Source organism: Pseudomonas sp. W2Oct36 (assembly GCF_041060465.1).
GTDB lineage: Bacteria > Pseudomonadota > Gammaproteobacteria > Pseudomonadales > Pseudomonadaceae > Aquipseudomonas > Aquipseudomonas graminis_B.
This window is the reverse complement of record NZ_JAUERW010000007.1, coordinates 132,869-155,345: the sequence shown is the minus strand read 5'-3', so window position 1 is coordinate 155,345 and position 22,477 is coordinate 132,869. Positions and strand designations below refer to the sequence as shown.

Genomic DNA, 22,477 nt, shown 5'->3' with positions numbered 1-22,477 from the left:
CGATTTATATCCTTATGATCTGAGCCTCAATAGCCCAGATCGAGGTCAAGGACATGGCGATTCAGATCAAACCCGTTGCGGGAAAAATCGGTGCCGAGGTGAGCGGCGTCAAACTCTCCGCAGATGTCTCCACGCAGGATTTCGATTTCATTAATCAGGCGCTGCTCACGCACAAGGTGCTTTTCTTCCGTGAGCAGTTTCTCAGCGACGAACAGCATGAAGGCTTCTCCCGCCGCTTCGGTGATCAGGTCCCTCACCCCACCGTTCGCTCCGCCGAGAAAAGCAGCGCCATCCTGCACCTCGACGCCAGGGAAACTCGGGCTAATTCGTGGCACACCGACGTCACCTTCGTCGCCAACTACCCGAAAATCTCGATCCTGCGTGGCGTGGTCATCCCGCCCTACGGCGGCGACACCGTGTGGGCCAACACCGCGGCTGCCTACGCTGACCTCCCCGACAGCCTGAAAACCCTGGCCGACGGCCTCCGCGCGCTGCACACCAACGTCTACGACTACGCGGCACCCCGCGACACCGGCGAAGCGGGCGTGAAACGCTACCGCGAGCAGTTCACCGCCGAAGTCTACGAAACCGAACACCCACTGGTGCGCGTGCACCCTGAAACCGGCGAGCCCAGCCTGTTGCTCGGCCACTTCGTCAAACAGATTCAAGGCGTCAGCAGCAACGACTCGAAACAGCTGATCCGCTTGTTCCACGATCGCATCACGCACCTGGACAACACCGTGCGCTGGCGCTGGAACGAAGGCGACGTGGTGATCTGGGACAACCGCGCCACCCAACACATCGCCGTCAACGACTATGGCCAGGCCGAGCGCGTTGTGCGCCGTACCACCGTGGCAGGCGACATTCCGGTCGGCGTCGACGGACGCGCCAGCCAGGCCATCAAACCCACACCCGAAACCCTCTCGCCCAAGACCGAAGCCGACAAGAAACACCTGGCTGCCTGATCGCGCGTCACCCACTCTCCAAGGAAGAAACGCCATGGCAAATCCCAAGCGAACATCTCTATTCAGCAAGACACGCGTAGCTACCGCACTGGCGGCGCTGCTGATGATGCCCTTGGCCGAAGCCGACGTTCTGCGCATTGGTGTGGCCAGCGCCGGTGGCGGTGATCCGGTCACGTTCAGCGGCTCGTCCCTGGGCATCGTGCGCAACCAGCAGCTCCTTGAAAAAGCCTTCGCCGGCACCGACACCGAAGTGCAGTGGTTCTTCTTCAAGGGCGCCGGGCCGGCCGTCAACGAGGCACTTTCCAATCAGCAACTGGACTTCGCCTACGAAGGCGACTTGCCCGCGGTAGTCGGCCGTTCCAATGGCTTGGACACCAAATTGCTTGCGGCCATCGGCGTGCGCTCGAATGTGTATCTGGCCGTCCCCAAAGGCTCCGAGATCAAGAGCGTCGAAGACCTCAAGGGCAAGAAGGTCGCGGTGTTCCGTGGCACCAACGCCCACCTGGTGTCGATCAAGTTACTGGCCGATCACGGCATGACCGAGCGCGACCTGAAAGTGATCAATCTGGACAGCGGCAGCAGCCAGGCCGCGCTGGCGTCCAAAGGCGTCGATGCCGCATTCGGCGGGCGCGAGCTGTTTAAACTGCGCGATCAAGGGCTGGCCGACATCATCTTCGATAACCCTGACAACAACGTGCGCTACACCCGCCAGTGCGCATTGGTGGTCCGTGGGGATTACGAAAAACAGCACGCCGACAATGTGCAGAAAGTCGTCAACGTGCTGGTCGATGCCGCGCGATGGGAATCCGAAGCCAGCAACCGCGACGCCGTGCTCAACGAGTGGGCGAAGACCAACGAACCGCTGGCCTCGCTGCAAGCCGACTTCGGTGGTCTGGATTTGCGCGACAGCGCGTCACCGCTGGTGGATGCGTTCCTGCGCGACAGCTATCAGGCCGTCGCTGATCAGGCCAGGGACGAGAAGATGATTCGCCGCCCTGTGAGCGTCGAAGGCTGGTTCGACACTCGCTATCTGGACAATGCGCTGAAAGCCAAAGGTCTTGAGCACTACTGGACCGCCTACGGTGCGGACGGCAAAGCCGCGAACACGGCGACGGCGTCTTCGGACAAACCCGCCAACAACGGAGGTTGATGCCATGGCCCGAGCCACCGCTGAAGCGCTTGATCGGCAGCACATTCCTGTGAAAACCCTAGCGCCGGTCAAGCGTCTGCCCAACGCCCCAACCCGCCCCGCTCAGCGAGTTGCGGCGCCAGCATCCACCAAGCCCTGGCTAACCCGCGCGGCCAACGTCGCGCTGGCCTGGTTGCTGCCCATCGTGCTGCTGGGCCTGTGGTACCTCGGCACGGAGCGCGGCTGGTTGTCGGAACAAGTACTGCCGCCTCCCGCGTTCGTTTACCAGACGTTGGGCGATCTGGTCAGCAGCGGCGACTTGTGGCTGAACGCCTCCGCCAGTCTGCAGCGCGTGCTGGTGGGCTTTATGATCGGCTCGGCATTGGGGATCACCCTGGGGCTGGCGATGGGGTTGTCGAAAACCGTCGAAGATTATCTGCTGCCGACGTTCAACGCGCTGGTGCAGATTCCGGTACTGGGCTGGATGCCGTTTGCACTGCTGCTGTTCGGCATCGGCGAGCCGCTGAAATATGTATTGATCGCCCACGCCGCGCTGGTCCCGGTGACGCTGTGTACGCTGCAAGCCTTCCATGAAGTGCCCAAACGCCTGCTGGAAGTGGGCCGCGCGTACGGATTCAGCCAACGCCAGATCGTCACCGACATCGTCCTGCCCTCCGCCGTCGCGCCGATCTTCACCGGCCTGCGTCTGGGATTCACCAAGGCCTGGCTGTCGCTGGTGATGGTTGAGCTGTTGGCGTCCAGCGAAGGGCTGGGCTACCTGATCGCCTATGGTCGGCAGTTGTTTCAGCTGGATCTGGTCATGGCCGCCGTGGTGGTGGTTGGCACCCTCGGGCTACTGATTGATCGCGGTTTCGAATTCATCGAGCGGCGCCTAAACCGAGGCCGTCCGGTCAAGACCGGGAGGTTGGCATGAGCACACTGACAATCCCACACGGCACCCAGACCCACCGCTATCGAGGTTGGGTGGTTCCCCTCTTGGCGGTGGCAGTCTGGTGGCTTGCGTCCAGCCAGGGCTGGAGCAGCTCCGGCTTGTTGGTTTCGCCACAAAAGGTCGCCGTCACCACCTGGGAGCAAGTGACGTCCGGGCAGTTCTGGCGTGCGATTTCCGCCAGTCTTGCCCGCGACCTGAGCGGCTTTTTCATCGGCACCACACTGGGTCTGGTGCTCGGTTGTCTGCTGGGGTTTTCGCGGCTGTTCGAGCGAGTGGTGGGCCCGAGCTTCAACACGTTCAAACAGATCTCGTTGTTCGCCTGGATCCCGCTGATCTCGGTGTGGTTCGGTCTGGGCGACGTCGCCAAAGTGGTGTTCCTGTCCCTCGCAGCACTGGTGCCGGTGGTGGTCAACACGTGCGACGGCTTGCGCAGCGTTTCCCCGGCGCTGCTGGAAGTCGCGAAGGTCTACGGCTTCACCCGCTGGCAGACGATCACCGGCGTCATGCTGCCCGCAGCGCTGCCTTCGATCTTTACCGGTATCTACCTGGCGCTGGTGTATTCGTGGCTGGCGACCATCGGCGCCGAATACCTGCTGGTGTCGGGCAGCGGCATCGGCAATACGCTGATCGATGGCAGCGAGCACTTCATGATGGACCTCGTGCTGTTCGGCATGATCGTCATCGGGCTGGTCGGCTGGGGGCTTAACCTCTTGGCGCGTCTTTTTGAACGACGCCTGCAACGGCTGTACGGCATTGCCCCTCGCTGAGGTCGTCGTGCTCGGCCTCTCCCGAATCTCTCGCTTCCCCAAACCGAATGTCAGAAGGAACGCTCATGCCCAGTACCCAACCGCTTACCGCCCAGCCCCTCGCCCCGTCACAGGGCAACGGGCTGCGCCTGGAAAACATCAGCAAGCACTTTACCCATGCAGGCGCCGACACCCAACTGCACGTTCTGGACAACGTCCAGCTGGACATCGCGCCGGGGGAGTTCATCACCATCGTCGGTGCCAGTGGTTGTGGCAAATCAACGCTCCTCAGGTTGATCCTCGGCCTGGACGAAGCATTCGACGGCCGCATCCTGCTGGACGACAAGCCGATCAGGGGCACGGGGCTTGAGCGCGGCATCGTGTTCCAGGATCACCGGCTTTTCCCGTGGCTCACGGTTGAGCAGAACGTCGCGGTCGGCCTGAAGAACGCACCGCTGAGCGCCGCGCAAAAGCGTGACACCGTACGCGAACACATTCAGCTGGTTGGCCTGCAGGATTTCACTGAGTCGTACCCGCACCAGATTTCCGGCGGCATGGCGCAACGGGTGGCGATCGCCCGGGGACTGGTCAATCGGCCCAGCGTGCTGCTCCTTGACGAACCCTTCGGCGCACTGGATGCGCTGACCCGTACGCGATTGCAGCGTGAGTTGCAGCACATCTGGCAGCAGGAAAAGATCACCATGGTCCATGTCACCCATGATGTGGATGAGGCGGTTTATCTCGGTGATCGGGTGGTGGTGATGCAGCCGCATCCGGGGCGCATCCGGCGTATCGTCGACATCGACCTGCCCCGCCCGCGCAATCGCAGCGACGCACGGTTTATCTCTCTAAGGGATGACGTGCTCAGCGATTTCGCGGAGTTGTCCTAGCGGGTGAAGACCGCCTTCGAGGCGGCCCTCCGCCGGTGCTTCAATCCGACGTATCCACCGACACGCGATTGCGACCGTTCTTTTTGGATTCGTACAGGGCCTGATCTGCGCGCTCGATGAGCGTTTTGTGATCGTCCATCGGCGAGGTCATGTCAGCGACGCCCAGGCTGATCGTGCAATGAATGGCTTCGCCTTCCTGCATGACGTCCAGCGCCTCGACGGCGGCGCGCAGACGCTCGGCGAACATGGCGCCGCCTTGCTTGTCGGTGTCGGGCAGCAACACCGCAAACTCTTCGCCGCCGTAACGACCGGCGATGTCAGCTTCACGGATGTGTTCACGCACGACGTCCGCCACCCGCTGGATCACCCGGTCGCCGCATTGATGCCCGTAGGTGTCGTTGACGCGCTTGAAGTGATCGATGTCGAACATCACCAGTGACGCCGTAGTGCCGTAACGGACGTGCCGAGCATGCTCCAGACGCAGCGCTTCTTCCCAGTGACCGCGGTTGTACAGGCTGGTCAGGCGATCAGTGCTCGATAGCTTCTGCAGCTCGCGGTTGGCGGCCTGCAATTGCAGACGGTTCGTCGCCACATCGGTGACGTCGTAGATCACCAGACACACATGGCTGACCACCCCGGTCGTCGACCGCAGCGGATACATCGTGGTGTTCTGGTACATGAAGTCTTCTTGCCCGGTGATGGGCTGATAGCTCTTGAAATGAACCAGATAAGGGCGCTGCTCCCAGATCGTGAACGCTGGGGTTCCCAGCGTAATCACGCTGTCGATCTTGTTCTTCAGCCAGCGCTCGTTGATCTCCGGGAACAGCGAAAAGAACGAACGGGTCGCCGCTTCATACGACAGTATCCCGGAACGGTTCTCCATGAAGGTGTTCCAGACCTGCACCCGGTACTCCTGATCCAGCACCACCACGCCGACGTCGATGTTCTGCGTCACGGTGAGCAGCCAGTGCAATTCTTTGAAATCGATACGATCGTTCATGAATCAGCTCATCAAATGGGCGAGTTTCCGCGACAGCAGCTCGACCGAGTCCTCGGTGAACAACATCAACAGATCGAAATGGATGTTATGGCCTTCCAGGCTGTAACTGATCTCCACAGCCAGCGTCTTCTTCCAGCGCCGCTCGTTGAGACGGATCAGCTCTTCAATGCCGCTGTGCAAGCCCAGCACTTGGGGGTGGCTTTGGGAAAAGGCGACGTCGAGCTGCTCCGCAATGCCGCTCAGACAAGCGCCGATCAGGATGGAAGACAGGTCCAGCAACATCTCCATGTCAGAGTAGTCGGCGTCGTCGACCTTCATCAGTTGCGCCATGTCGGAGATTTCCGAATCATGAAACAACAACAGCGCTTCGCCGGCGATGCCGCCACCGATATAGCCCTGACACACCGCCGTGAGCCGGTCATTGGCCTGGGCATCCGCCAGCGCCATGTGCAGCTCGCCCACCTCCAGCATGTTGACGTTGGGCACCGGCAGTTGCACGAACACGCCCAAGACCCGCGCCAGCAACGCGGCGGCGCGGCCCATTGCGACGTTCACGGTCTCGCGGAATGCGTCATTGAAACTGATGGCGGCCTGATCGCCACCCGATGCCAGGGCCAGAGACTGATTGGCGCTCTCTCCCAACAGGCCTAGTCGCTCAAGGGTCTGCTGCAGTTGATCGGGATCAGCCGGTTTTTTCAGGAAGGCCAGCGCACCCAGTTCCAGGGTGCGCCGCACCGCTTCTTCCTGAACGTCACCGGAGACAACGATGACACTGGCCTGCAGGCTTTCCGCGCGAATGGCGGCCAGCGTCTGATAACCGTCCATGTCCGGCATCGTCAGATCCAGCAACACAACGCGGCCCAGACCCTGGCGAATCGCCTCGATCCCTTCACGGCCATTGGCCGCCGTGGTCACCGACACATCCCACTCGGGCGGCAGGGCCTTCATCAGCTGCTTGCGCGCCATGTTGGAGTCGTCGCAAATCAGTAAGGGAATCGTGGGCATCTACTTCTCACAGCAAAAGAGTTTCAGGCCTGGCCCGGAGTAAAGCAGCTTCGCCACAGAGAAGCGAAGGTACGCCAGACTGTAGCCGATGACAGGTCATCAAAGTGTCAAGGCTGTGGGTAGATTCGCCACCCATCCAGCAATGGGCTGCGTGATATGCAATTACTGTGCACAGCCTAACTGACTTCTATCAATTGGATGGTTTAGACACCTTCACTTGGATAGCGCGCGGCGTAGGAGGATAACTCAGTGGGCATGGCGAGAAGATGTCAAATGCTCGTCTCAGCTGCGAAACAAGCTGGTCTTGCAGAAATGAGGGCATAAAAAAACCCCGGCGCGAACGTCGGGGTTTTTGTTGACCACATCCTTGTGGCCCTTCGCATGAACCTTGAATCAGTCGCCTGACGACTTTCACACTGTCAGCCGGCTATCTTCCAGGTTCAGCAGAATGTAATTACTCAGCTTTCAGGCCATCAGCCGAAACAGCTTTCACGCCTTTGATTTTCTTGGTGATCGCAACAGCGGTGGTTTTCTGCGCATCAGTGATAGCGACAGTCGACGACAGGGATACCACGCCTTTGTTGGTCTCAACCTTGATGTCGGAGCCTGGAATGCCTTTTTCGGTCAGCAGGTCAGATTTTACCTTGGTGGTGATCCAAGTGTCAGAAGTAGCTTCTTTGGTTTTGGCGACTTCGTTTGCAGCTACAGTCATTGGAGCTTGAGCAGAGGTCTGAGCCATGGCTACGTTGGCCATAGTCAGAGTCAGAGCAGTGGCGGTAGCAGCAGCAATAGCGAACTTCTTCATACGGGTAACTCCTGTTTTTCTCAGAATCTGCGCCAATCTGATTGGCTGCAGGGTTACCTACAATGTCGCAAGCGCTGTGCCAACACACGATCACAAATATATTCCTTATAAATCAAAGACTTATGTTTTCATGGATCCACAGCTGTCGTGCAGATTGCCCGCTTTACGAAAGTTCCGCTTGCAAGATGCATGTTCTGACGAGCCGCCCGACGACGGTCTGGCTCCCTAAGCCATTAATTGCATTCAAAAAAAAGAGCCCCGAAGGGCTCTTTTTCATCAACTGCAGGAGACGGGTTAAACCCCCGACGCCTTGGCAGCTGCAACGTCTTTGATCGAAAGCTTGATACGGCCGCGGTTATCCACGTCCAGCACCAGCACTTCGACTTCTTGACCTTCTTTCAAGATGTCGGTGACCTTCTCTACGCGAGCGTCGCTCAACATGGAGATGTGCACCAGACCGTCTTTGCCCGGCAGGATGTTAACGAACGCGCCGAAGTCAACGATGCGCTCGACCTTGCCGACGTAGATCTTGCCGATCTCGGCTTCAGCGGTGATGCCCAGAACGCGCTGACGTGCAGCTTCAGCAGCTTCCTTGGTTTCGCCAAAGATCTTGATCGAGCCGTCGTCTTCGATGTCGATCGACGCTTTGGTTTCTTCGCAGATGGCACGGATGGTAGCGCCGCCCTTGCCGATCACGTCGCGGATCTTGTCGGTGTCGATCTTCATCGCGATCATGGTCGGAGCGTTTTCCGACAGCTCGGTGCGCGACTGACCAATGATGGTGTTCATCTGACCCAGGATGTTCAGACGTGCTTCCAGCGCCTGACCCAAAGCGATCTCCATGATCTCTTCGGTGATGCCCTTGATCTTGATGTCCATCTGCAGCGCGGTGACACCTTTGGCGGTACCGGCCACTTTGAAGTCCATGTCGCCCAGGTGGTCTTCGTCACCCAGGATGTCGGTCAGGATGGCGAACTTCTCGCCTTCTTTAACCAGACCCATGGCGATACCGGCGACCGGCGCCTTCATTGGAACACCAGCGTCCATCAGCGCCAGCGAAGCACCACAGACCGACGCCATGGAGCTGGAACCGTTGGACTCGGTGATTTCCGATACGACGCGGATGGTGTACGGGAACACGTCGGCAGCCGGCAGCATGGCCTGAACCGAACGGCGGGCCAGACGGCCGTGACCGATTTCACGGCGACCGGCGCCACCCATGCGACCACACTCGCCCACCGAGAACGGAGGGAAGTTGTAGTGCAGCATGAACGGGTCTTTCTTCTCGCCTTCGAGGGTGTCGAGCAGCTGAGCGTCACGCGCGGTACCCAGGGTGGCCACGACCAGCGCCTGAGTTTCGCCACGGGTGAACAGCGCCGAACCGTGAGTCTTCGGCAGAACGCCGACTTCGATGTTCAGCGGACGCACAGTCTTGGTGTCGCGACCGTCGATACGCGGCTTGCCGTTGACGATGTTTTCGCGAACGGTGCGGTATTCGATCTCGCCGAATGCCGCTTTGACTTCGCTGGCGGACGGGCTGCCGTCTTCAACAGCCAGCTTGGCAACGATCTGATCCTTCAGCTCACCCAGGCGAGCATAGCGATCGGCCTTGACGGTGATGGTGTAGGCCTCGGAGATCGCTGCGCCGAACTCGGAGCGGATGGCGCCCAGCAGTTCAGTGGCTTCAGCTTTCGGCGCCCAGTTCCAGGTTGGCTTGGCAGCTTCGGCGGCCAGCTCTTTGACGGCCTTGATGACCGACTGGAATTCGTCATGGGCGAACAGCACGGCGCCCAGCATCTGGTCTTCGGTCAGCTCTTTGGCTTCCGACTCAACCATCAGTACCGCTTCTTCGGTGCCGGCAACGACCATGTCCAGGCTCGATGCTTTCAGTTGCTCGTACGTCGGGTTCAGCAGGTAGCCGGTGCTCTCGTGGAAAGCAACGCGCGCGGCACCGATCGGGCCGTCGAACGGAATACCGGAGATTGCCAGCGCAGCCGAAGTACCGATCATCGCAGCGACGTCCGGATCGGTTTTCTTGCTGGTGGAGACGACGGTGCAGACAACCTGCACTTCGTTCATGAAGCCTTCTGGAAACAGTGGGCGGATCGGACGGTCGATCAAACGCGAGGTCAGTGTTTCTTTTTCGGAAGGACGGCCTTCACGCTTGAAGAAACCACCAGGGATCTTGCCAGCGGCGTAGGTCTTTTCCTGGTAGTGAACGGAAAGAGGGAAAAAGCCTTTGCTTGCGTCTGCATGCTTGGCGCCGACCACAGTCACGAGAACGGTGACGTCGTCGTCAACGGTGACCAATACAGCACCAGAGGCTTGACGGGCGATACGGCCAGTCTCGAGGGTTACGGTCGATTGACCGAATTGAAATTTCTTGATTACCGGGTTCACGGTTTCCTACCTTCTTTGTGGCTCTTGGGGAACTGGTTTCTTGCGAATTCTTGGGCAGCGAGGGGAATCGGACCCTTCGGCAGTCCAGATACAACTAGAGGCTGGGAGCCCGCCAGCCCACTGGTAAAACCAGCGGAACATGACGACCAACCAACCTCTATCCGAGTCGTTATTAGCGACGCAGACCCAGACGACCGATCAGGGCGCTGTAACGGCTAACGTCCTTACCTTTCAGGTAATCCAGCAGCTTGCGACGCTGGTTTACCATACGGATCAGACCACGACGGGAGTGGTGATCCTTGCCGTTGGCCTTGAAGTGGCCTTGCAGTTTGTTGATGTTGGCAGTCAGCAGTGCAACTTGCACTTCTGGCGAACCAGTATCACCAACAGCTTGCTGGTAGTCGGTTACGATCTGAGCTTTATCTTCAACGCTGAGTGCCATGTGGGCATTCCTTTTATCAAGAAACCGCTCCTGAGAGACGGTTTCAACAGGCCGAGAGCTGACTCTCGTATTTAAATGTGAGGAGTGACCATGCCTGTTAACAGCCACCCTCGTACCGCCGTGCCAGGAAACCCTGCCGCGACGGGTCCGGTCACTCTGACCGAATCAGTCGACGCGGCGCAATGCGCCCGTCTTCACTCACTTCACCGATCCCGATGAAGCGGCCTTCATGATCCTGCACCCGCACCATGCCAAACTTCGGCGCGTCGGGGGCTCTCACCGGCTGGCCATGCAGCCAGTAGAACGAACTGTGCTCGGAGAACTGCAGCAGCGGCCAATCCAGCAATCCGCTGTCCGATGGCATCAGGAAGCGATCAACCGCTTCGTTACCGCCTTCGGCATGCACGGCTTCCAGCTCTTCCAGCGTTACCGTCTGGGCCAGCGTGAAAGGACCGGCCTGGGTGCGACGCAACTGGGCGACGTAAGCACCGCAGCCCAGCTTTTCACCGATATCTTCCACGAGGGTACGAATATAGGTGCCTTTGGTGCAGTCGACAGCCAAACGAGCGGTCTCACCTTCACACGCCAATAATTCCAGGCGCGCAATAGTAACAGAACGCGGTTCGCGCTCCACCACTTCCCCTGCTCGGGCCAGCTTGTATAACGGCTGACCGTCCCGCTTGAGGGCGGAGTACATCGGCGGTATCTGACTGATATCGCCGCGAAATGCCGGAAGCACCGCCTCGATATCCGAGCGACCAACGGTCACAGGCCGCGTCTGCAGCACCTCACCCTCGGCGTCGGCCGTGGTGGTGGTCTTGCCGAGCTGCATCAGGGTTTCATAACCCTTGTCGGAATCGAGCAGGTACTGGGAAAACTTGGTGGCTTCACCGAAGCACAGCGGCAGAACGCCGGTTGCCAGCGGATCGAGACTGCCCGTATGGCCGGCTTTTTCGGCGTTGAGCAACCAGCGCACTTTCTGCAGCGCGGCGTTGGACGTGAAGCCCAGCGGCTTGTCGAGCAGGATGATCCCGCTGACGTTACGGCGAATACGCTTGACCTGAGCCACGCCTTATTCCTCCGGACCGTCTTGCTTGGGTGCGGTTTGGTGCTGACCATCTTCAGCCACCGCACGCTCGATCAATGCCGACAAATGCGCGCCACGGGCAACGCTTTCGTCGTAATGGAAATGCAGTTGCGGAACGCTGCGCAGCTTCATCTCACGGGCCAGCTGCATACGCAGGAACCCTGCAGCAGCATTGAGCACCTTGATCGACTGCGCGATTTCTTCGGCGCTGTCCTGCCCCATCACGGTCATGAAGATTTTGGCGTGGCCGACATCACGGCTGACGTCGACGGCGGTGATGGTGACCAACCCCACGCGGGGGTCTTTGATTTCACGACGGATCAGCTGTGCCAGCTCACGCTGCATCTGATCGCCGATACGTTGGGTACGGCTGTATTCTTTTGCCATGTCTTGTTACCTGTCACTGCTGACCCATGGCAAAAGCCATGTGGTCTGAAAGCGGCAAACGCCCGGCCTGGCGAGAGCCGGACCGGGCGTTGCGTTTAGAGTCCATGACCGACGCCTGGCACTTTCATGCGGCGCAAGCCATGACTCCTGAAGCTCGCGATTTAGAGGCTGCGAGCCACTTGGACCTTCTCGAAGACTTCGATCTTGTCACCGACCTTGACGTCGTTGTAGCTCTTGACGCCAATACCGCACTCCATGCCGGCACGTACTTCGGAAGCGTCATCCTTGAAGCGACGCAGGGATTCCAGCTCGCCTTCGAAGATAACGATGTCTTCACGCAGTACACGGATTGGACGGTTACGGAAGACAACGCCTTCGATGACCATGCAACCTGCGATCGCGCCGAATTTCGGCGAGCGGAACACATCGCGGACTTCAGCGATACCCAGGATGTTCTCCCGAACGTCACTGCCAAGCATACCGGTGAGGGCTTTCTTGACGTCTTCGATGATGTCGTAGATGACGTTGTAGTAACGCATGTCCAGACCTTCCTGCTCGACGATCTTGCGCGCGCCAGCATCGGCACGCACGTTGAAGCCGAACAGTACAGCGTTGGAGGCCAGTGCCAGGTTGGCGTCGCTTTCGGTGATACCACCGACGCCGCCGCCCACTACGCGCACTTGCACTTCATCGTTACCCAGGCCATTCAATGCACCCTGCAACGCTTCCAGAGAACCGCGGACATCGGATTTGAGGACGATGTTGAGCGTCTTCTTCTCTTCCTGACCCATGTTCTCGAAGATGTTTTCCAGCTTGCCGGCGTGAGCACGGGCCAGCTTGACTTCGCGGAACTTGCCTTGACGGAACAGAGCCACTTCACGGGCTTTCTTCTCGTCGGCAACAACGCTCATCTCGTCGCCAGCGTCCGGCGTACCGTCCAGGCCGAGAATCTCGACAGGGATCGATGGACCGGCTTCTTTGATCGGCTTGCCGTTCTCGTCGAGCATTGCCCGAACGCGACCGTAGTTGGAGCCAACCAGAACCATGTCGCCTTGACGCAACGTACCGTCCTGAACCAGAACAGTCGCAACCGGGCCGCGGCCCTTGTCCAGACGCGATTCAACGACAACACCACGACCCGGAGCCGACGGCGTTGCCATCAATTCCAGAACTTCGGCCTGCAGCAGAACGGCTTCAAGCAGCTCGTCAACGCCCGTACCCATCTTCGCGGAGACCGAGACGAAAGGCGTCTCGCCACCCCACTCTTCGGACGTTACGCCGTGAACGGACAGTTCACTGCGGATACGGTCCAGGTCGGCGCCCGGCTTGTCGATCTTGTTCACGGCAACAACTAGCGGAACACCGGCAGCCTTGGCGTGTTGCACGGCTTCGATGGTCTGCGGCATTACGCCGTCGTCGGCAGCGACAACCAGAATCACGATGTCGGTTGCCTTGGCACCACGGGCACGCATTGCGGTAAACGCAGCGTGACCCGGGGTATCGAGGAACGTCACCATGCCACGTTCGGTTTCTACGTGGTACGCACCGATGTGCTGGGTGATACCACCGGCTTCGCCAGCAGCAACCTTGGCGCGACGGATGTAATCGAGCAGCGAGGTCTTACCGTGGTCAACGTGACCCATGACCGTTACAACCGGCGCACGGGAGAACGTCTCACCTTCGAACTTCAGGGACTCGGCCAGGGAATCTTCCAGCGCGGTGTCGCTGACCAGGGTCACTTTGTGGCCCAGTTCTTCAGCGACCAGCTGGGCAGTTTCCTGATCCAGAACCTGGTTGATGGTGGCCGGAGTACCCAGCTTGAACATGAACTTGATGATCTCGGCCGCTTTGACCGACATCTGCTGAGCAAGATCGCCCACGCTGATGGTCTCGCCGATCTTCACTTCACGAACGACAGGGCCGGTAGGGCTCTGGAAACCGTGCGCGTTGCGCTTCTTCAGCTTGGCCTTGCCGCGACCGCCGCGACGGAAGCCATCGCTTTCTTCGTCGGTAGTACGAGGAGCAACGCGTGGCGTTGGCGCCTTTTCCTTGACCGATGCGCGATGCGGGGCGTTCTTGCGATCGCCGTCACCACCGCCGCCGCTGCGACGATTGTTATCGTCGTTGCGTGGTTTGTCAGGGCGACGCGGTTCGTCTTTCTTGCGATCGGCAGCAGGCGCAGGTGCCGCAGCCGGAGTTTCCCGGGCTGGCTCGGCAGCTTGCGGTGCCGGTGCCGGCGCTGCAACAGCCTCGGCAGCCGGGGCACCAGACGAAGGCTGACGGCGCGCTTCTTCTTCAGCACGCTGACGGGATTCTTCTTCAGCCTTTTGGCGAGCGGCATTCTCTACCGCACGACGTTCGTCCAGCTCGCGCTTGCGTTCGGCTTCGATTTCTTCCGGGCTGCGCTGAACGAAAACTTTCTTTTTGCGTACTTCAACGCTGATGCTTTTGCTGCCAGCAACGCGCAGGGTACTGGTGGTCTTGCGCTGCAAAGTGATCTTGCGCGGCTCTTCCACCTTGGCCTTGTGACCGCTTTTCAGGTGCGTCAACAGGGCTTGCTTTTCGATATCGGTCACAACTTGTTCGGCGGCGTTGTGCGGCAAACCTGCCTCACGCATCTGCTGTAACAGGCGCTCTACCGGTGTGTCGACCGTTTTGGCCAGTTCTTTCACCGTGACTTGCGTCATGCACTTCTCTCCTCAGGCCGCATCTACTTACTCGAACCAATGGGCTCGGGCGGCCATGATCAACTTGCCGGCACGATCATCGTCAATGCCGTCGATGTCGAGCAGATCGTCAATAGACTGCTCGGCCAGGTCTTCGCGGGTAATTACGCCGCGCACCGCCAGTTCCATCGCCAAATCCTTGTCCATACCCTCAAGCGAGAGCAGGTCTTCGGCCGGATGGGCGTCTGCCAGCTTTTCCTCAGTAGCGATGGCTTTAGTCAACAAACGATCCTTGGCACGAGCGCGAAGCTCGTTGACGGTATCTTCGTCAAAGCCGTCGATGTTGAGCATTTCTTCCAACGGTACGTAGGCAATCTCTTCCAGGCTGGTGAAGCCTTCGTCTACCAGAACCTGAGCGAGATCCTCATCGACTTCCAGCTCGTCGATAAAGTTGCGCAGGATGTCACCGGTTTCCGCTTGCTGCTTGGCCTGGATGTCCGATTCGGTCATCACGTTAAGGGTCCAGCCAGTCAACTGACTGGCCAACCGCACGTTCTGGCCACCGCGGCCAATCGCCTGGGCGAGGTTATCTGCGCCTACAGCGATGTCCATGGCGTGGGCATCTTCATCAACGATGATCGCTGCCACTTCGGCAGGCGACATGGCGTTGATGACGAACTGCGCCGGGTTATCGTCCCAAAGCACGATATCCACACGCTCGCCGCCCAACTCGCCGGAAACAGCCTGCACGCGCGAACCACGCATGCCGATGCACGCGCCCTGCGGGTCAATGCGTTTGTCCTTGGAGCGAACTGCGATCTTTGCACGCGATCCAGGATCACGAGAGGCAGCCATCACCTCGATGAGCCCTTCAGCGATTTCCGGAACTTCAATCCGGAACAGCTCGATCAGCATTTCCGGCGCAGTACGCGACAGGATCAACTGAGGGCCGCGGTTCTCGGTGCGGATTTCTTTGAGCAATGCTCGGACGCGGACACCTACGCGGAAAGTTTCCCGCGAAATGATGTCTTCACGCGCCAGCAGAGCTTCGGCATTGTTGCCAAGGTCGACGATGACATTGTCACGTGTAACTTTTTTAACAGTGCCGGAAATGATTTCGCCCAGACGCTCACGGTAGGCGTCCACGACTTGAGCTCGCTCGGCTTCGCGAACTTTCTGCACGATGACTTGCTTGGCAGTCTGCGCAGCGATGCGGCCGAACTCGATGGAATCGATCTTCTCTTCTACTACATCGCCAACGTTGGCACCGGGGTGCGTCAGCGCAACTTTGCTCGGCCACGTTTCGATCGCCGGATCGTCGAGATCGTCTTCTTCGACCACCGTCCAACGACGGAATGTCTCATAGGCGCCTGTTTGACGATTGATCTCGACACGCAGATCTACTTCATCTTCAAAACGCTTCTTGGTGGCCGTAGCCAGCGCTATCTCAAGCGCTTCAAAAATCACATCGGCCGGTACGCCTTTTTCATTGGATACCGATTCAACAACCAGCAGTACTTCTTTGCTCATCGTACGCCTCGCCTTTCGCAAGCCATTGGATCCGCGGGATCCGCTGTATCTGGCACGTCTTAGTCAAACGTGGGAATAATGTTGGCTTTGTCGATCAGATCGATCGGCAACAGAAACTCGTGATCTTCAACCTGGACCACGACGTCCTGCTCCTCCACCCCGCGGAGAAGGCCTTGAAAGTTGCGTCGACCTTCAAACGGTGAACGCAGCTTTATCTTCACTTGTGCCCCGGCAAACTCCGCAAACTGCTCAATGGTAAACAGTGGGCGTTCCATGCCTGGAGAGGAAACTTCGAGCGTGTATTCGGAGCTGATTGGATCTTCTACATCCAGAATACCGCTGATCTGACGGCTGACGATCGCGCAATCGTCCACCAGCACGCCGCCTTCTTTATCGATATAGACGCGCAACATCGAGTGACGCCCTTGAGACGAAAACTCGATACCCCAGCATTCATAGCCTAGGGCCACGACCACCGGGGCCAGCAAGGCCTGCAACTCTTCTAGCTTGCTCGACACCTGAACCCCCTCGTGCATGCTGCAAATAAAAAATGGGCAAAAGCCCAATCATGAAAACGCCGGCGAAAAGCGGCGTCATAAAGTGTCCAGCTAACAAAAAGCCCCTGAAAAGGGGCTCCGCTAAAACTGGTTGCGGGGGCTGGATTCGAACCAACGACCTTCGGGTTATGAGCCCGACGAGCTACCAGACTGCTCCACCCCGCGACAAAGCTGGGGCGGAAGTATACGACCGATCCAAATTTGGGTCAATCCGACACATCCACCTACAAGAAAGCCCGCTACTGCGGGCTTTCTTGTTAATTGGTACCGAGAAGGGGACTCGAACCCCTACACCCTATGGGCACAACCACCTCAAGGTTGCGTGTCTACCAATTCCACCACCTCGGCATTACAACTCTTTTTCAGCCCCAAAAACAGCTGCGAATCCGGTATTACTTTTGCTCTGGAGTGACAGGAACATCAGCAGGCACTGCAGCTGGTTTCTGTTGCCCCTCCAAAACCGGAACATCATCTGCTGCCGGCTTTTGCTTCACTTCCAGTACCGCTGGATTTGGCAAACCTACTTGAGTCAGCTGGTGAGCTTTCTCTTTAGCAAAGTAACCTAACCCTAAGCTGGTCATGAAGAAACAGGCGGCAAGTATAGCAGTAAGTTTACTGAGAAAGGTAGAGGAACCTTGTCCACCGAACACAGTATTTGATGCACCTGCTCCAAATGATGCGCCAGCGTCGGCACCTTTACCCTGCTGCAGCAAAACCAGAGCAACAACGCCCAGAGCACCCAGCAGATGAAGAACGACTACGACTGTTTCCAGCATTTTTTCAGTTTCCCGCGGCGCGAATGATCGCACCGAACTCATCTGCATTCAGGGAGGCGCCACCAATGAGGCCTCCATCGATATCCGGCATGCCGAACAGTTCGACCGCATTGGCCGCCTTCACGCTGCCGCCATATAGAAGACGCACACCTTGTGCGACTTCAGGATTCTCTTGTCTCAACTGCGCACGAATCGCTGCGTGCACTTCCTGCGCCTGTTCAGGCGAGGCAGTCAATCCGGTACCAATGGCCCAGACCGGCTCGTAAGCAATGACCGCATTAACGAAAGCACCGACGCCAAGTTCTTCGATGATGCTGCCCAGCTGCTGCCCGACAACCTCAAGCGTCTTGCCTGCTTCTCGCTCCTCGAGTGTCTCGCCGATGCAAAGTATCGGGATCAGACCTGCTGCCTGTGCAGCCTCGAACTTGCGGTTCAGGACCTCGTTACTTTCGCCCATTACCTGACGACGCTCCGAATGCCCTACGAGCACAAACTTGCAACCTGCATCCGCCAACTGGGTCGACGACACTTCGCCAGTCAACGCGCCCTGCCCTGCTTGATGGGCGCAGTTCTGCGCACCGACGGAGATCAACTGCCCTTCCAGGCAATCAACCACAAGACTCACGTGCAGGCTTGGCGGGAAGACCGCCACATCTACGCCACCCGGAAGGGCGAGATTTGCAAGACCCTCGATCAGCTCAGCGACGCTGGCGCGGGTACCGTGCATCTTCCAGTTACCAGCTACCATAGGGCGACGCATGCTGTACCTCGTCGGTCAAAGTGGGCGCAGATGTTACCCAACAGTTTCAACACTGGCAAGCCGAAATCAGGCGCAAACTTCAGCAACCAGTTTTGCCAGTTCATCGGCATACCCGCGAACCAGGATTTCGTCCTCGCCCTCGACCATTACACGCACCAGCGGCTCGGTACCAGACTTGCGCAGAAGCACACGCCCACGCCCGCCCATGGCGACGGTCACGCGGTCACAGGCTTCAATAACGGCGGGGTGCTTGACCGGATCAACGCCTCCTCCCTCAAACCGCACATTGATCAATACCTGAGGGCATTTCTTCAGGCCTTCGCGCGATTGCGCGAGGCTCTGTCCGGTACGCTTCATCGACAGCAGTACCTGTAATGCAGCGATGATTGCATCCCCCGTTGTGGTATGCCGGAAGCAGACGACATGGCCCGAGTTCTCGCCGCCCACTTGCCAATCGCGCTCCAGCAGCTCGGCGATGACATAGCGGTCGCCAACATTGGCTCGCACGAACGGAATATTGAGATCCGCAAGCGCCAGCTCCAGTCCGAGGTTGCTCATCAGCGTACCCACGACACCGCCTTGCAACTGACCGCGCTCCTGAAGGTCCCGCGCAATGATGTACAGCAGCTCATCACCGTCAACGATCGCGCCGGTATGGTCGACCATCAGCACACGGTCGCCGTCACCGTCGAAACCGATGCCCAGGTCAGCGCCATGCTCGACAACGGCGGCCTGCAGCGCTCCCATGTGGGTGGAGCCGCAGTTGTCATTGATGTTGAGCCCGTTGGGAGCCGCCGACAGCACAGTGACCTCGGCGCCAAGCTCACGGAACACATTTGGCGCTACCTTGTACGTCGCACCATGGGCGCAATCGACAACGAGCTTCAGCCCGTCGAAGTCAGTGCTGGTCGGAACGCTGCTTTTACAGAATTCGATGTAACGGCCAGCGGCGTCGTTGATACGGGACACCTTGCCGAGTTTCTCGGACTCCTCGACGGTCATCGGCGAGTCGAGCAACTCCTCGATCATCAGCTCGATTTCATCAGGCAGCTTGGTGCCCTGCCCGGAGAAGAATTTGATGCCGTTGTCGTAATGCGGATTATGTGACGCACTGATCACGATGCCCGCTTCGGCATGGAATGTACGCGTCAGATAAGCGATCGCAGGCGTCGGCATCGGCCCCAGGAGCATCACGTCCGCACCCGCTGCAGATAAGCCGGCTTCGAGCGCCGACTCGAACATGTAGCCCGAAATACGGGTGTCCTTGCCTACCAGAATTCGGCATGCACCCATTTTCCGGAATGCCATCCCTGCCGCCCAGCCAAGCTTGAGCATGAAATCAGGGGTGATCGGGAATTGGCCTACACGACCGCGGATACCGTCGGTACCGAAATATTTCTTGGTGCTCATGGGTGCTCCAGATTTCTTATTTTGCTGACTGAACAGCAGCAATCATACGCACTACGTCGACCGTCTCCGGGACGTCGTGCACACGCAGGATTTTTGCGCCTTTGACCATCGCCACGGCGGCAAGCGCCAGAGCGCCGTGCAGACGCTGGTCAACAGGTTTGTCGAGAACCTTGCCGATCATGCTTTTGCGGGAGACACCGACCAACAGTGGACGACCCAATGCATGAAGCGCTTCCATATGTTTGAAGAGGCTCAAGTTATGCTCAAGGGTCTTGGCGAACCCGAATCCCGGATCAAGGATAATTCTCTCGGCAGGAATACCCGCTTCGACGCACTGCTCCATGCGCTCGCGCAAGAATGCACTGACCTCACCGACCAGGTCAGTGTAGTGAGGGTCATTCTGCATGTCCGTCGGTTCGCCCCGCATGTGCATGAGGCAGACGGGTAAACCCGTTGCCGCAGCGGCGTCCAGCGCCCCGTCACGGCGAAGCGAGCGAACATCGTTGATGAGCCCTGCCCCCAGACGTGCAGTCTCGCGGATGACCGCCGGCGTGGAGGTGTCGACCGAAATAATCACATCGAGCTCGGCGCTGATGGCTTCAACGACAGGTGCCACGCGCTCCAGCTCTTCAACGGGAGAAACCGACCGCGCGCCGGGCCTTGTTGACTCACCCCCGACGTCGATCAAGGTCGCACCCGCCAGCATCATCGCTTCGGCATGACGCAGCGCAAGGTCGCGCTGCGCAAAACGGCCGCCGTCCGAGAAGGAATCAGGGGTGATATTGAGGATCCCCATCACGTGCGTGCGGGATAAATCAAGAACCCGGTTGCCGCAAGGCAACCGGGTCGGGTGAAGCGCAGAAGTCATGTCAGACCTTAGTGTTCAGCAGCAGGGCCGCCAATCGGCGATTCCGGACGCGGACCTACAGGTGCGATCGGGGTGCCGGAATCTCCGGAACCACCTTCCCAATCACGAGGCTCGCGCGGTGTGCGGCCTGCCATGATGTCATCGATCTGCTCGGCATCGATGGTCTCGTATTTCATCAACGCATCAGCCATCGCTTCCAGCTTGTCACGGTTGTCCGTGAGGATCTGTTTCGCGGTGCCGTAGCATTGATCAATGATGCTGCGCACTTCGGAGTCGATCAGACGAGCAGTGTCCCCGGAGAGACTGGCGTTCTGACCGCCACCGCCACGCCCCAGGTAACCGCCTTCTTCCTCGTCCGAATACATCAATGGACCAAGCTTCTCCGAGAGGCCCCATTTGGTGACCATGTTCCGAGCGATCTGGCTGGCCCGCATAATGTCGTTGGAAGCACCCGTGGTGACACCATCGAAGCCAAGCGTCATTTCTTCCGCGATTCGACCGCCGTACAGCGAGCAGATCTGACTGATCAGGGCACGCTTGGACAGACTGTAGCGATCTTCCTCAGGCAGGAACATTGTCACACCTAACGCACGACCGCGCGGGATGATCGACACTTTGTAGACCGGATCATGCTCTGGCACGACGCGGCCAACAATCGCATGACCTGCCTCGTGATAAGCGGTATTGCGCTTCTCTTTGTCGGACATGACCATCGATTTGCGCTCAGCGCCCATCATGATCTTGTCTTTCGCCAATTCGAACTCTTTCATCTCGACGATGCGCTTACCGGTGCGGGCAGCGAACAGCGATGCCTCGTTAACCAGGTTGGCCAGATCGGCACCGGAGAACCCCGGGGTACCACGAGCAATCACGCCTGGCTGAACATCGTCGCCCATTGGCACTTTGCGCATGTGTACTTTAAGAATCTGCTCACGACCGCGGATATCGGGCAGGCCTACCACCACCTGACGGTCGAAACGGCCTGGACGCAGCAGCGCAGGGTCGAGAACGTCTGGACGGTTGGTGGCGGCGATCACGATGATGCCGTCGTTCATCTCAAAGCCGTCCATCTCAACCAGCAACTGGTTGAGCGTCTGCTCACGCTCATCATGGCCACCGCCCATGCCACCGCCACGATGGCGGCCTACGGCATCGATTTCGTCGATGAAGATGATGCAAGGCGCGTGTTTCTTGGCCTGTTCAAACATGTCACGAACACGGCTTGCACCCACGCCGACAAACATTTCGACAAAGTCGGAACCGGAGATCGTGAAAAACGGAACCTTGGCTTCACCCGCGATGGCCTTCGCGATCAGGGTTTTACCTGTACCTGGAGGACCCACCATGAGGACGCCGCGAGGGATGCGACCGCCGAGGCGCTGGAACTTGCCCGGGTCGCGCAGAAACTCGACGAGCTCGCCGACTTCCTCCTTGGCCTCATCACAGCCGGCGACATCAGCCAGCGTGGTTTTGACCTGATCCTCGGAGAGCAGACGCGCCTTGCTTTTACCAAAGCTCATCGGTCCGCCTTTGCCCCCCGCACCGCCCTGCATCTGACGCATGAAGAACATGAAGACAGCAATAATCACGAGGATAGGGAAGCTGGCGACAAGGAGCTGAGTCCAGATGCTTTGCTGCTCTGGCTGCTTGCCCTCGATCACAACGTTGTTGTCGACCAGATCACCGATCAAACCGTTGTCCTGAATGGCAGGGCGAATGGTCTTGAAGGAGTCGCCATCGCTGCGCTTGCCGGTAATGACGTAACCGTCAACGGCAACCTTCTCGACTTTGCCGTCCTTCACCTGCTGGATGAATTCGGAATAGTTGAGGGTCTGTGGCTCGTTAGGACTGGAGAAGTTGTTCATCACGGTCACGAGAACCGCCGCGATAATCAACCACAGGATCAAATTCTTTGCCATATCGTTCAATTAGCTACCCTCTGAAGCAAGCTCCACGCTGGAGCGTGCCTCGCATGATATTTACCGGCCTAACGTACTACAGATCCTACAGGCGTGGCAGGCGGCGTCTGTAACCCTTTGTGAAACTTTGACTACGCGATGTTGGTTACGCTCCCTTGATTAAGCCATTTGAAAAAAGCTATC

20 protein-coding genes and 2 tRNA genes are annotated in these 22,477 nt (G+C 58.7%); 5 read left to right on the top strand and 17 right to left on the bottom strand.

The genetic code is table 11. The annotated features are described in order from the left end of the window. Window positions 1–53: 53 nt before the first annotated feature. From QWI18_RS12490 to QWI18_RS12470, 5 genes are all read left to right on the top strand, one after another. Entirely contained in the window at window positions 54–965 is a 912-nt protein-coding gene (locus QWI18_RS12490; protein ID WP_296307482.1) for a TauD/TfdA family dioxygenase, read from the top strand. Between the two features lie 34 nt (window positions 966–999). Continuing rightward, a complete protein-coding gene (locus QWI18_RS12485; RefSeq protein ID WP_192132940.1) occupies window positions 1,000–2,115 on the top strand; it encodes an ABC transporter substrate-binding protein in 1,116 nt (371 codons plus the stop codon). Window positions 2,116–2,119: 4 nt separating this feature from the next. Next, window positions 2,120–3,028: an ABC transporter permease gene (locus tag QWI18_RS12480; RefSeq protein ID WP_192132942.1), complete on the top strand. Its 909-nt coding sequence runs from the start codon at window positions 2,120–2,122 to the stop codon at window positions 3,026–3,028. Beyond that, window positions 3,025–3,813 (top strand): ABC transporter permease, encoded by a 789-nt coding sequence (locus QWI18_RS12475; RefSeq protein ID WP_192132943.1) that lies wholly within the window; start codon window positions 3,025–3,027, stop codon window positions 3,811–3,813. Before QWI18_RS12480 ends, QWI18_RS12475 begins: the two co-directional genes overlap by 4 nt. 65 nt (window positions 3,814–3,878) lie before the next feature. Beyond that, on the top strand, window positions 3,879–4,682 hold the full coding sequence (locus QWI18_RS12470; RefSeq protein ID WP_192132945.1) for an ABC transporter ATP-binding protein: 804 nt from the start codon (window positions 3,879–3,881) through the stop codon (window positions 4,680–4,682). Window positions 4,683–4,722: 40 nt separating this feature from the next. Here the strand turns inward: QWI18_RS12470 and QWI18_RS12465 are convergent, their stop codons facing one another. The 17 genes from QWI18_RS12465 to ftsH all read right to left on the bottom strand — a co-directional run bounded on the left by QWI18_RS12465 (window position 4,723) and on the right by ftsH (window position 22,294). Then, window positions 4,723–5,682, bottom strand: a complete 960-nt coding sequence (locus QWI18_RS12465; RefSeq protein WP_192132947.1) for a GGDEF domain-containing protein — start codon at window positions 5,680–5,682, stop codon at window positions 4,723–4,725. Between the two features lie 3 nt (window positions 5,683–5,685). Continuing rightward, the gene (locus tag QWI18_RS12460; RefSeq protein WP_192132949.1) at window positions 5,686–6,687 is read right to left on the bottom strand and encodes a response regulator; all 1,002 of its coding nucleotides are present in this window, start codon (window positions 6,685–6,687) and stop codon (window positions 5,686–5,688) included. A 454-nt stretch (window positions 6,688–7,141) separates the two neighbouring features. Beyond that, window positions 7,142–7,492, bottom strand: coding sequence for a BON domain-containing protein (locus tag QWI18_RS12455; protein WP_065987597.1), 351 nt, complete (start codon window positions 7,490–7,492; stop codon window positions 7,142–7,144). A gap of 294 nt (window positions 7,493–7,786) precedes the next feature. Beyond that, window positions 7,787–9,892 (bottom strand): polyribonucleotide nucleotidyltransferase, encoded by a 2,106-nt coding sequence (gene pnp / locus QWI18_RS12450; protein WP_065987598.1) that lies wholly within the window; start codon window positions 9,890–9,892, stop codon window positions 7,787–7,789. 172 nt (window positions 9,893–10,064) lie between these two features. Then, complete coding sequence (gene rpsO / locus QWI18_RS12445) at window positions 10,065–10,334, bottom strand: 30S ribosomal protein S15 (protein ID WP_037015114.1); 270 nt, start codon at window positions 10,332–10,334, stop codon at window positions 10,065–10,067. A gap of 151 nt (window positions 10,335–10,485) precedes the next feature. Next, window positions 10,486–11,403, bottom strand: coding sequence for a tRNA pseudouridine(55) synthase TruB (gene truB, locus QWI18_RS12440; protein ID WP_065987599.1), 918 nt, complete (start codon window positions 11,401–11,403; stop codon window positions 10,486–10,488). A gap of 3 nt (window positions 11,404–11,406) precedes the next feature. Next, window positions 11,407–11,808: a 30S ribosome-binding factor RbfA gene (gene rbfA, locus QWI18_RS12435; RefSeq protein WP_065987600.1), complete on the bottom strand. Its 402-nt coding sequence runs from the start codon at window positions 11,806–11,808 to the stop codon at window positions 11,407–11,409. 161 nt (window positions 11,809–11,969) lie between these two features. Beyond that, window positions 11,970–14,495 carry a translation initiation factor IF-2 gene (gene infB, locus QWI18_RS12430; protein ID WP_369318946.1) on the bottom strand — a complete coding sequence of 842 codons (2,526 nt, stop codon included), beginning with the start codon at window positions 14,493–14,495 and terminating at the stop codon, window positions 11,970–11,972. A gap of 27 nt (window positions 14,496–14,522) precedes the next feature. Further along, window positions 14,523–16,004 carry a transcription termination factor NusA gene (gene nusA / locus QWI18_RS12425; RefSeq protein WP_065987602.1) on the bottom strand — a complete coding sequence of 494 codons (1,482 nt, stop codon included), beginning with the start codon at window positions 16,002–16,004 and terminating at the stop codon, window positions 14,523–14,525. A 59-nt stretch (window positions 16,005–16,063) separates the two neighbouring features. Then, window positions 16,064–16,522, bottom strand: coding sequence for a ribosome maturation factor RimP (gene rimP, locus QWI18_RS12420; protein ID WP_065987699.1), 459 nt, complete (start codon window positions 16,520–16,522; stop codon window positions 16,064–16,066). 127 nt (window positions 16,523–16,649) lie between these two features. Further along, a tRNA-Met gene (locus QWI18_RS12415) sits at window positions 16,650–16,726 on the bottom strand. A gap of 97 nt (window positions 16,727–16,823) precedes the next feature. Beyond that, window positions 16,824–16,909, bottom strand: a tRNA-Leu gene (locus QWI18_RS12410). Between the two features lie 44 nt (window positions 16,910–16,953). Then, entirely contained in the window at window positions 16,954–17,337 is a 384-nt protein-coding gene (gene secG / locus QWI18_RS12405) for a preprotein translocase subunit SecG (RefSeq protein WP_122535425.1), read from the bottom strand. Between the two features lie 4 nt (window positions 17,338–17,341). Continuing rightward, window positions 17,342–18,097 carry a triose-phosphate isomerase gene (gene tpiA / locus QWI18_RS12400; RefSeq protein ID WP_192132953.1) on the bottom strand — a complete coding sequence of 252 codons (756 nt, stop codon included), beginning with the start codon at window positions 18,095–18,097 and terminating at the stop codon, window positions 17,342–17,344. A gap of 66 nt (window positions 18,098–18,163) precedes the next feature. Then, window positions 18,164–19,507 carry a phosphoglucosamine mutase gene (gene glmM / locus QWI18_RS12395; protein ID WP_192132954.1) on the bottom strand — a complete coding sequence of 448 codons (1,344 nt, stop codon included), beginning with the start codon at window positions 19,505–19,507 and terminating at the stop codon, window positions 18,164–18,166. A gap of 16 nt (window positions 19,508–19,523) precedes the next feature. Then, window positions 19,524–20,375: a dihydropteroate synthase gene (gene folP / locus QWI18_RS12390; RefSeq protein WP_369318945.1), complete on the bottom strand. Its 852-nt coding sequence runs from the start codon at window positions 20,373–20,375 to the stop codon at window positions 19,524–19,526. An 8-nt stretch (window positions 20,376–20,383) separates the two neighbouring features. Further along, window positions 20,384–22,294, bottom strand: a complete 1,911-nt coding sequence (gene ftsH, locus QWI18_RS12385) for an ATP-dependent zinc metalloprotease FtsH (RefSeq protein ID WP_065987606.1) — start codon at window positions 22,292–22,294, stop codon at window positions 20,384–20,386. Window positions 22,295–22,477: the final 183 nt, after the last annotated feature.

Bases quoted from the DNA above. Each gene is read 5' to 3' on its own strand.
- nusA (WP_065987602.1), bottom strand. From the start codon at position 16,004: ATGAGCAAAGAAGTACTGCTGGTTGTTGAATCGGTATCCAATGAAAAA.
- QWI18_RS12490 (WP_296307482.1), top strand. From the start codon at position 54: ATGGCGATTCAGATCAAACCCGTTGCGGGAAAAATCGGTGCCGAGGTG.
- QWI18_RS12480 (WP_192132942.1), top strand. From the start codon at position 2,120: ATGGCCCGAGCCACCGCTGAAGCGCTTGATCGGCAGCACATTCCTGTG.
- QWI18_RS12460 (WP_192132949.1), bottom strand. From the start codon at position 6,687: ATGCCCACGATTCCCTTACTGATTTGCGACGACTCCAACATGGCGCGC.
- folP (WP_369318945.1), bottom strand. From the start codon at position 20,375: ATGACTTCTGCGCTTCACCCGACCCGGTTGCCTTGCGGCAACCGGGTT.
- tpiA (WP_192132953.1), bottom strand. From the start codon at position 18,097: ATGCGTCGCCCTATGGTAGCTGGTAACTGGAAGATGCACGGTACCCGC.
- QWI18_RS12465 (WP_192132947.1), bottom strand. From the start codon at position 5,682: ATGAACGATCGTATCGATTTCAAAGAATTGCACTGGCTGCTCACCGTG.
- glmM (WP_192132954.1), bottom strand. From the start codon at position 19,507: ATGAGCACCAAGAAATATTTCGGTACCGACGGTATCCGCGGTCGTGTA.
- rpsO (WP_037015114.1), bottom strand. From the start codon at position 10,334: ATGGCACTCAGCGTTGAAGATAAAGCTCAGATCGTAACCGACTACCAG.
- QWI18_RS12470 (WP_192132945.1), top strand. From the start codon at position 3,879: ATGCCCAGTACCCAACCGCTTACCGCCCAGCCCCTCGCCCCGTCACAG.
- infB (WP_369318946.1), bottom strand. From the start codon at position 14,495: ATGACGCAAGTCACGGTGAAAGAACTGGCCAAAACGGTCGACACACCG.
- QWI18_RS12455 (WP_065987597.1), bottom strand. From the start codon at position 7,492: ATGAAGAAGTTCGCTATTGCTGCTGCTACCGCCACTGCTCTGACTCTG.
- ftsH (WP_065987606.1), bottom strand. From the start codon at position 22,294: ATGGCAAAGAATTTGATCCTGTGGTTGATTATCGCGGCGGTTCTCGTG.
- QWI18_RS12475 (WP_192132943.1), top strand. From the start codon at position 3,025: ATGAGCACACTGACAATCCCACACGGCACCCAGACCCACCGCTATCGA.
- secG (WP_122535425.1), bottom strand. From the start codon at position 17,337: ATGCTGGAAACAGTCGTAGTCGTTCTTCATCTGCTGGGTGCTCTGGGC.
- rbfA (WP_065987600.1), bottom strand. From the start codon at position 11,808: ATGGCAAAAGAATACAGCCGTACCCAACGTATCGGCGATCAGATGCAG.
- QWI18_RS12485 (WP_192132940.1), top strand. From the start codon at position 1,000: ATGGCAAATCCCAAGCGAACATCTCTATTCAGCAAGACACGCGTAGCT.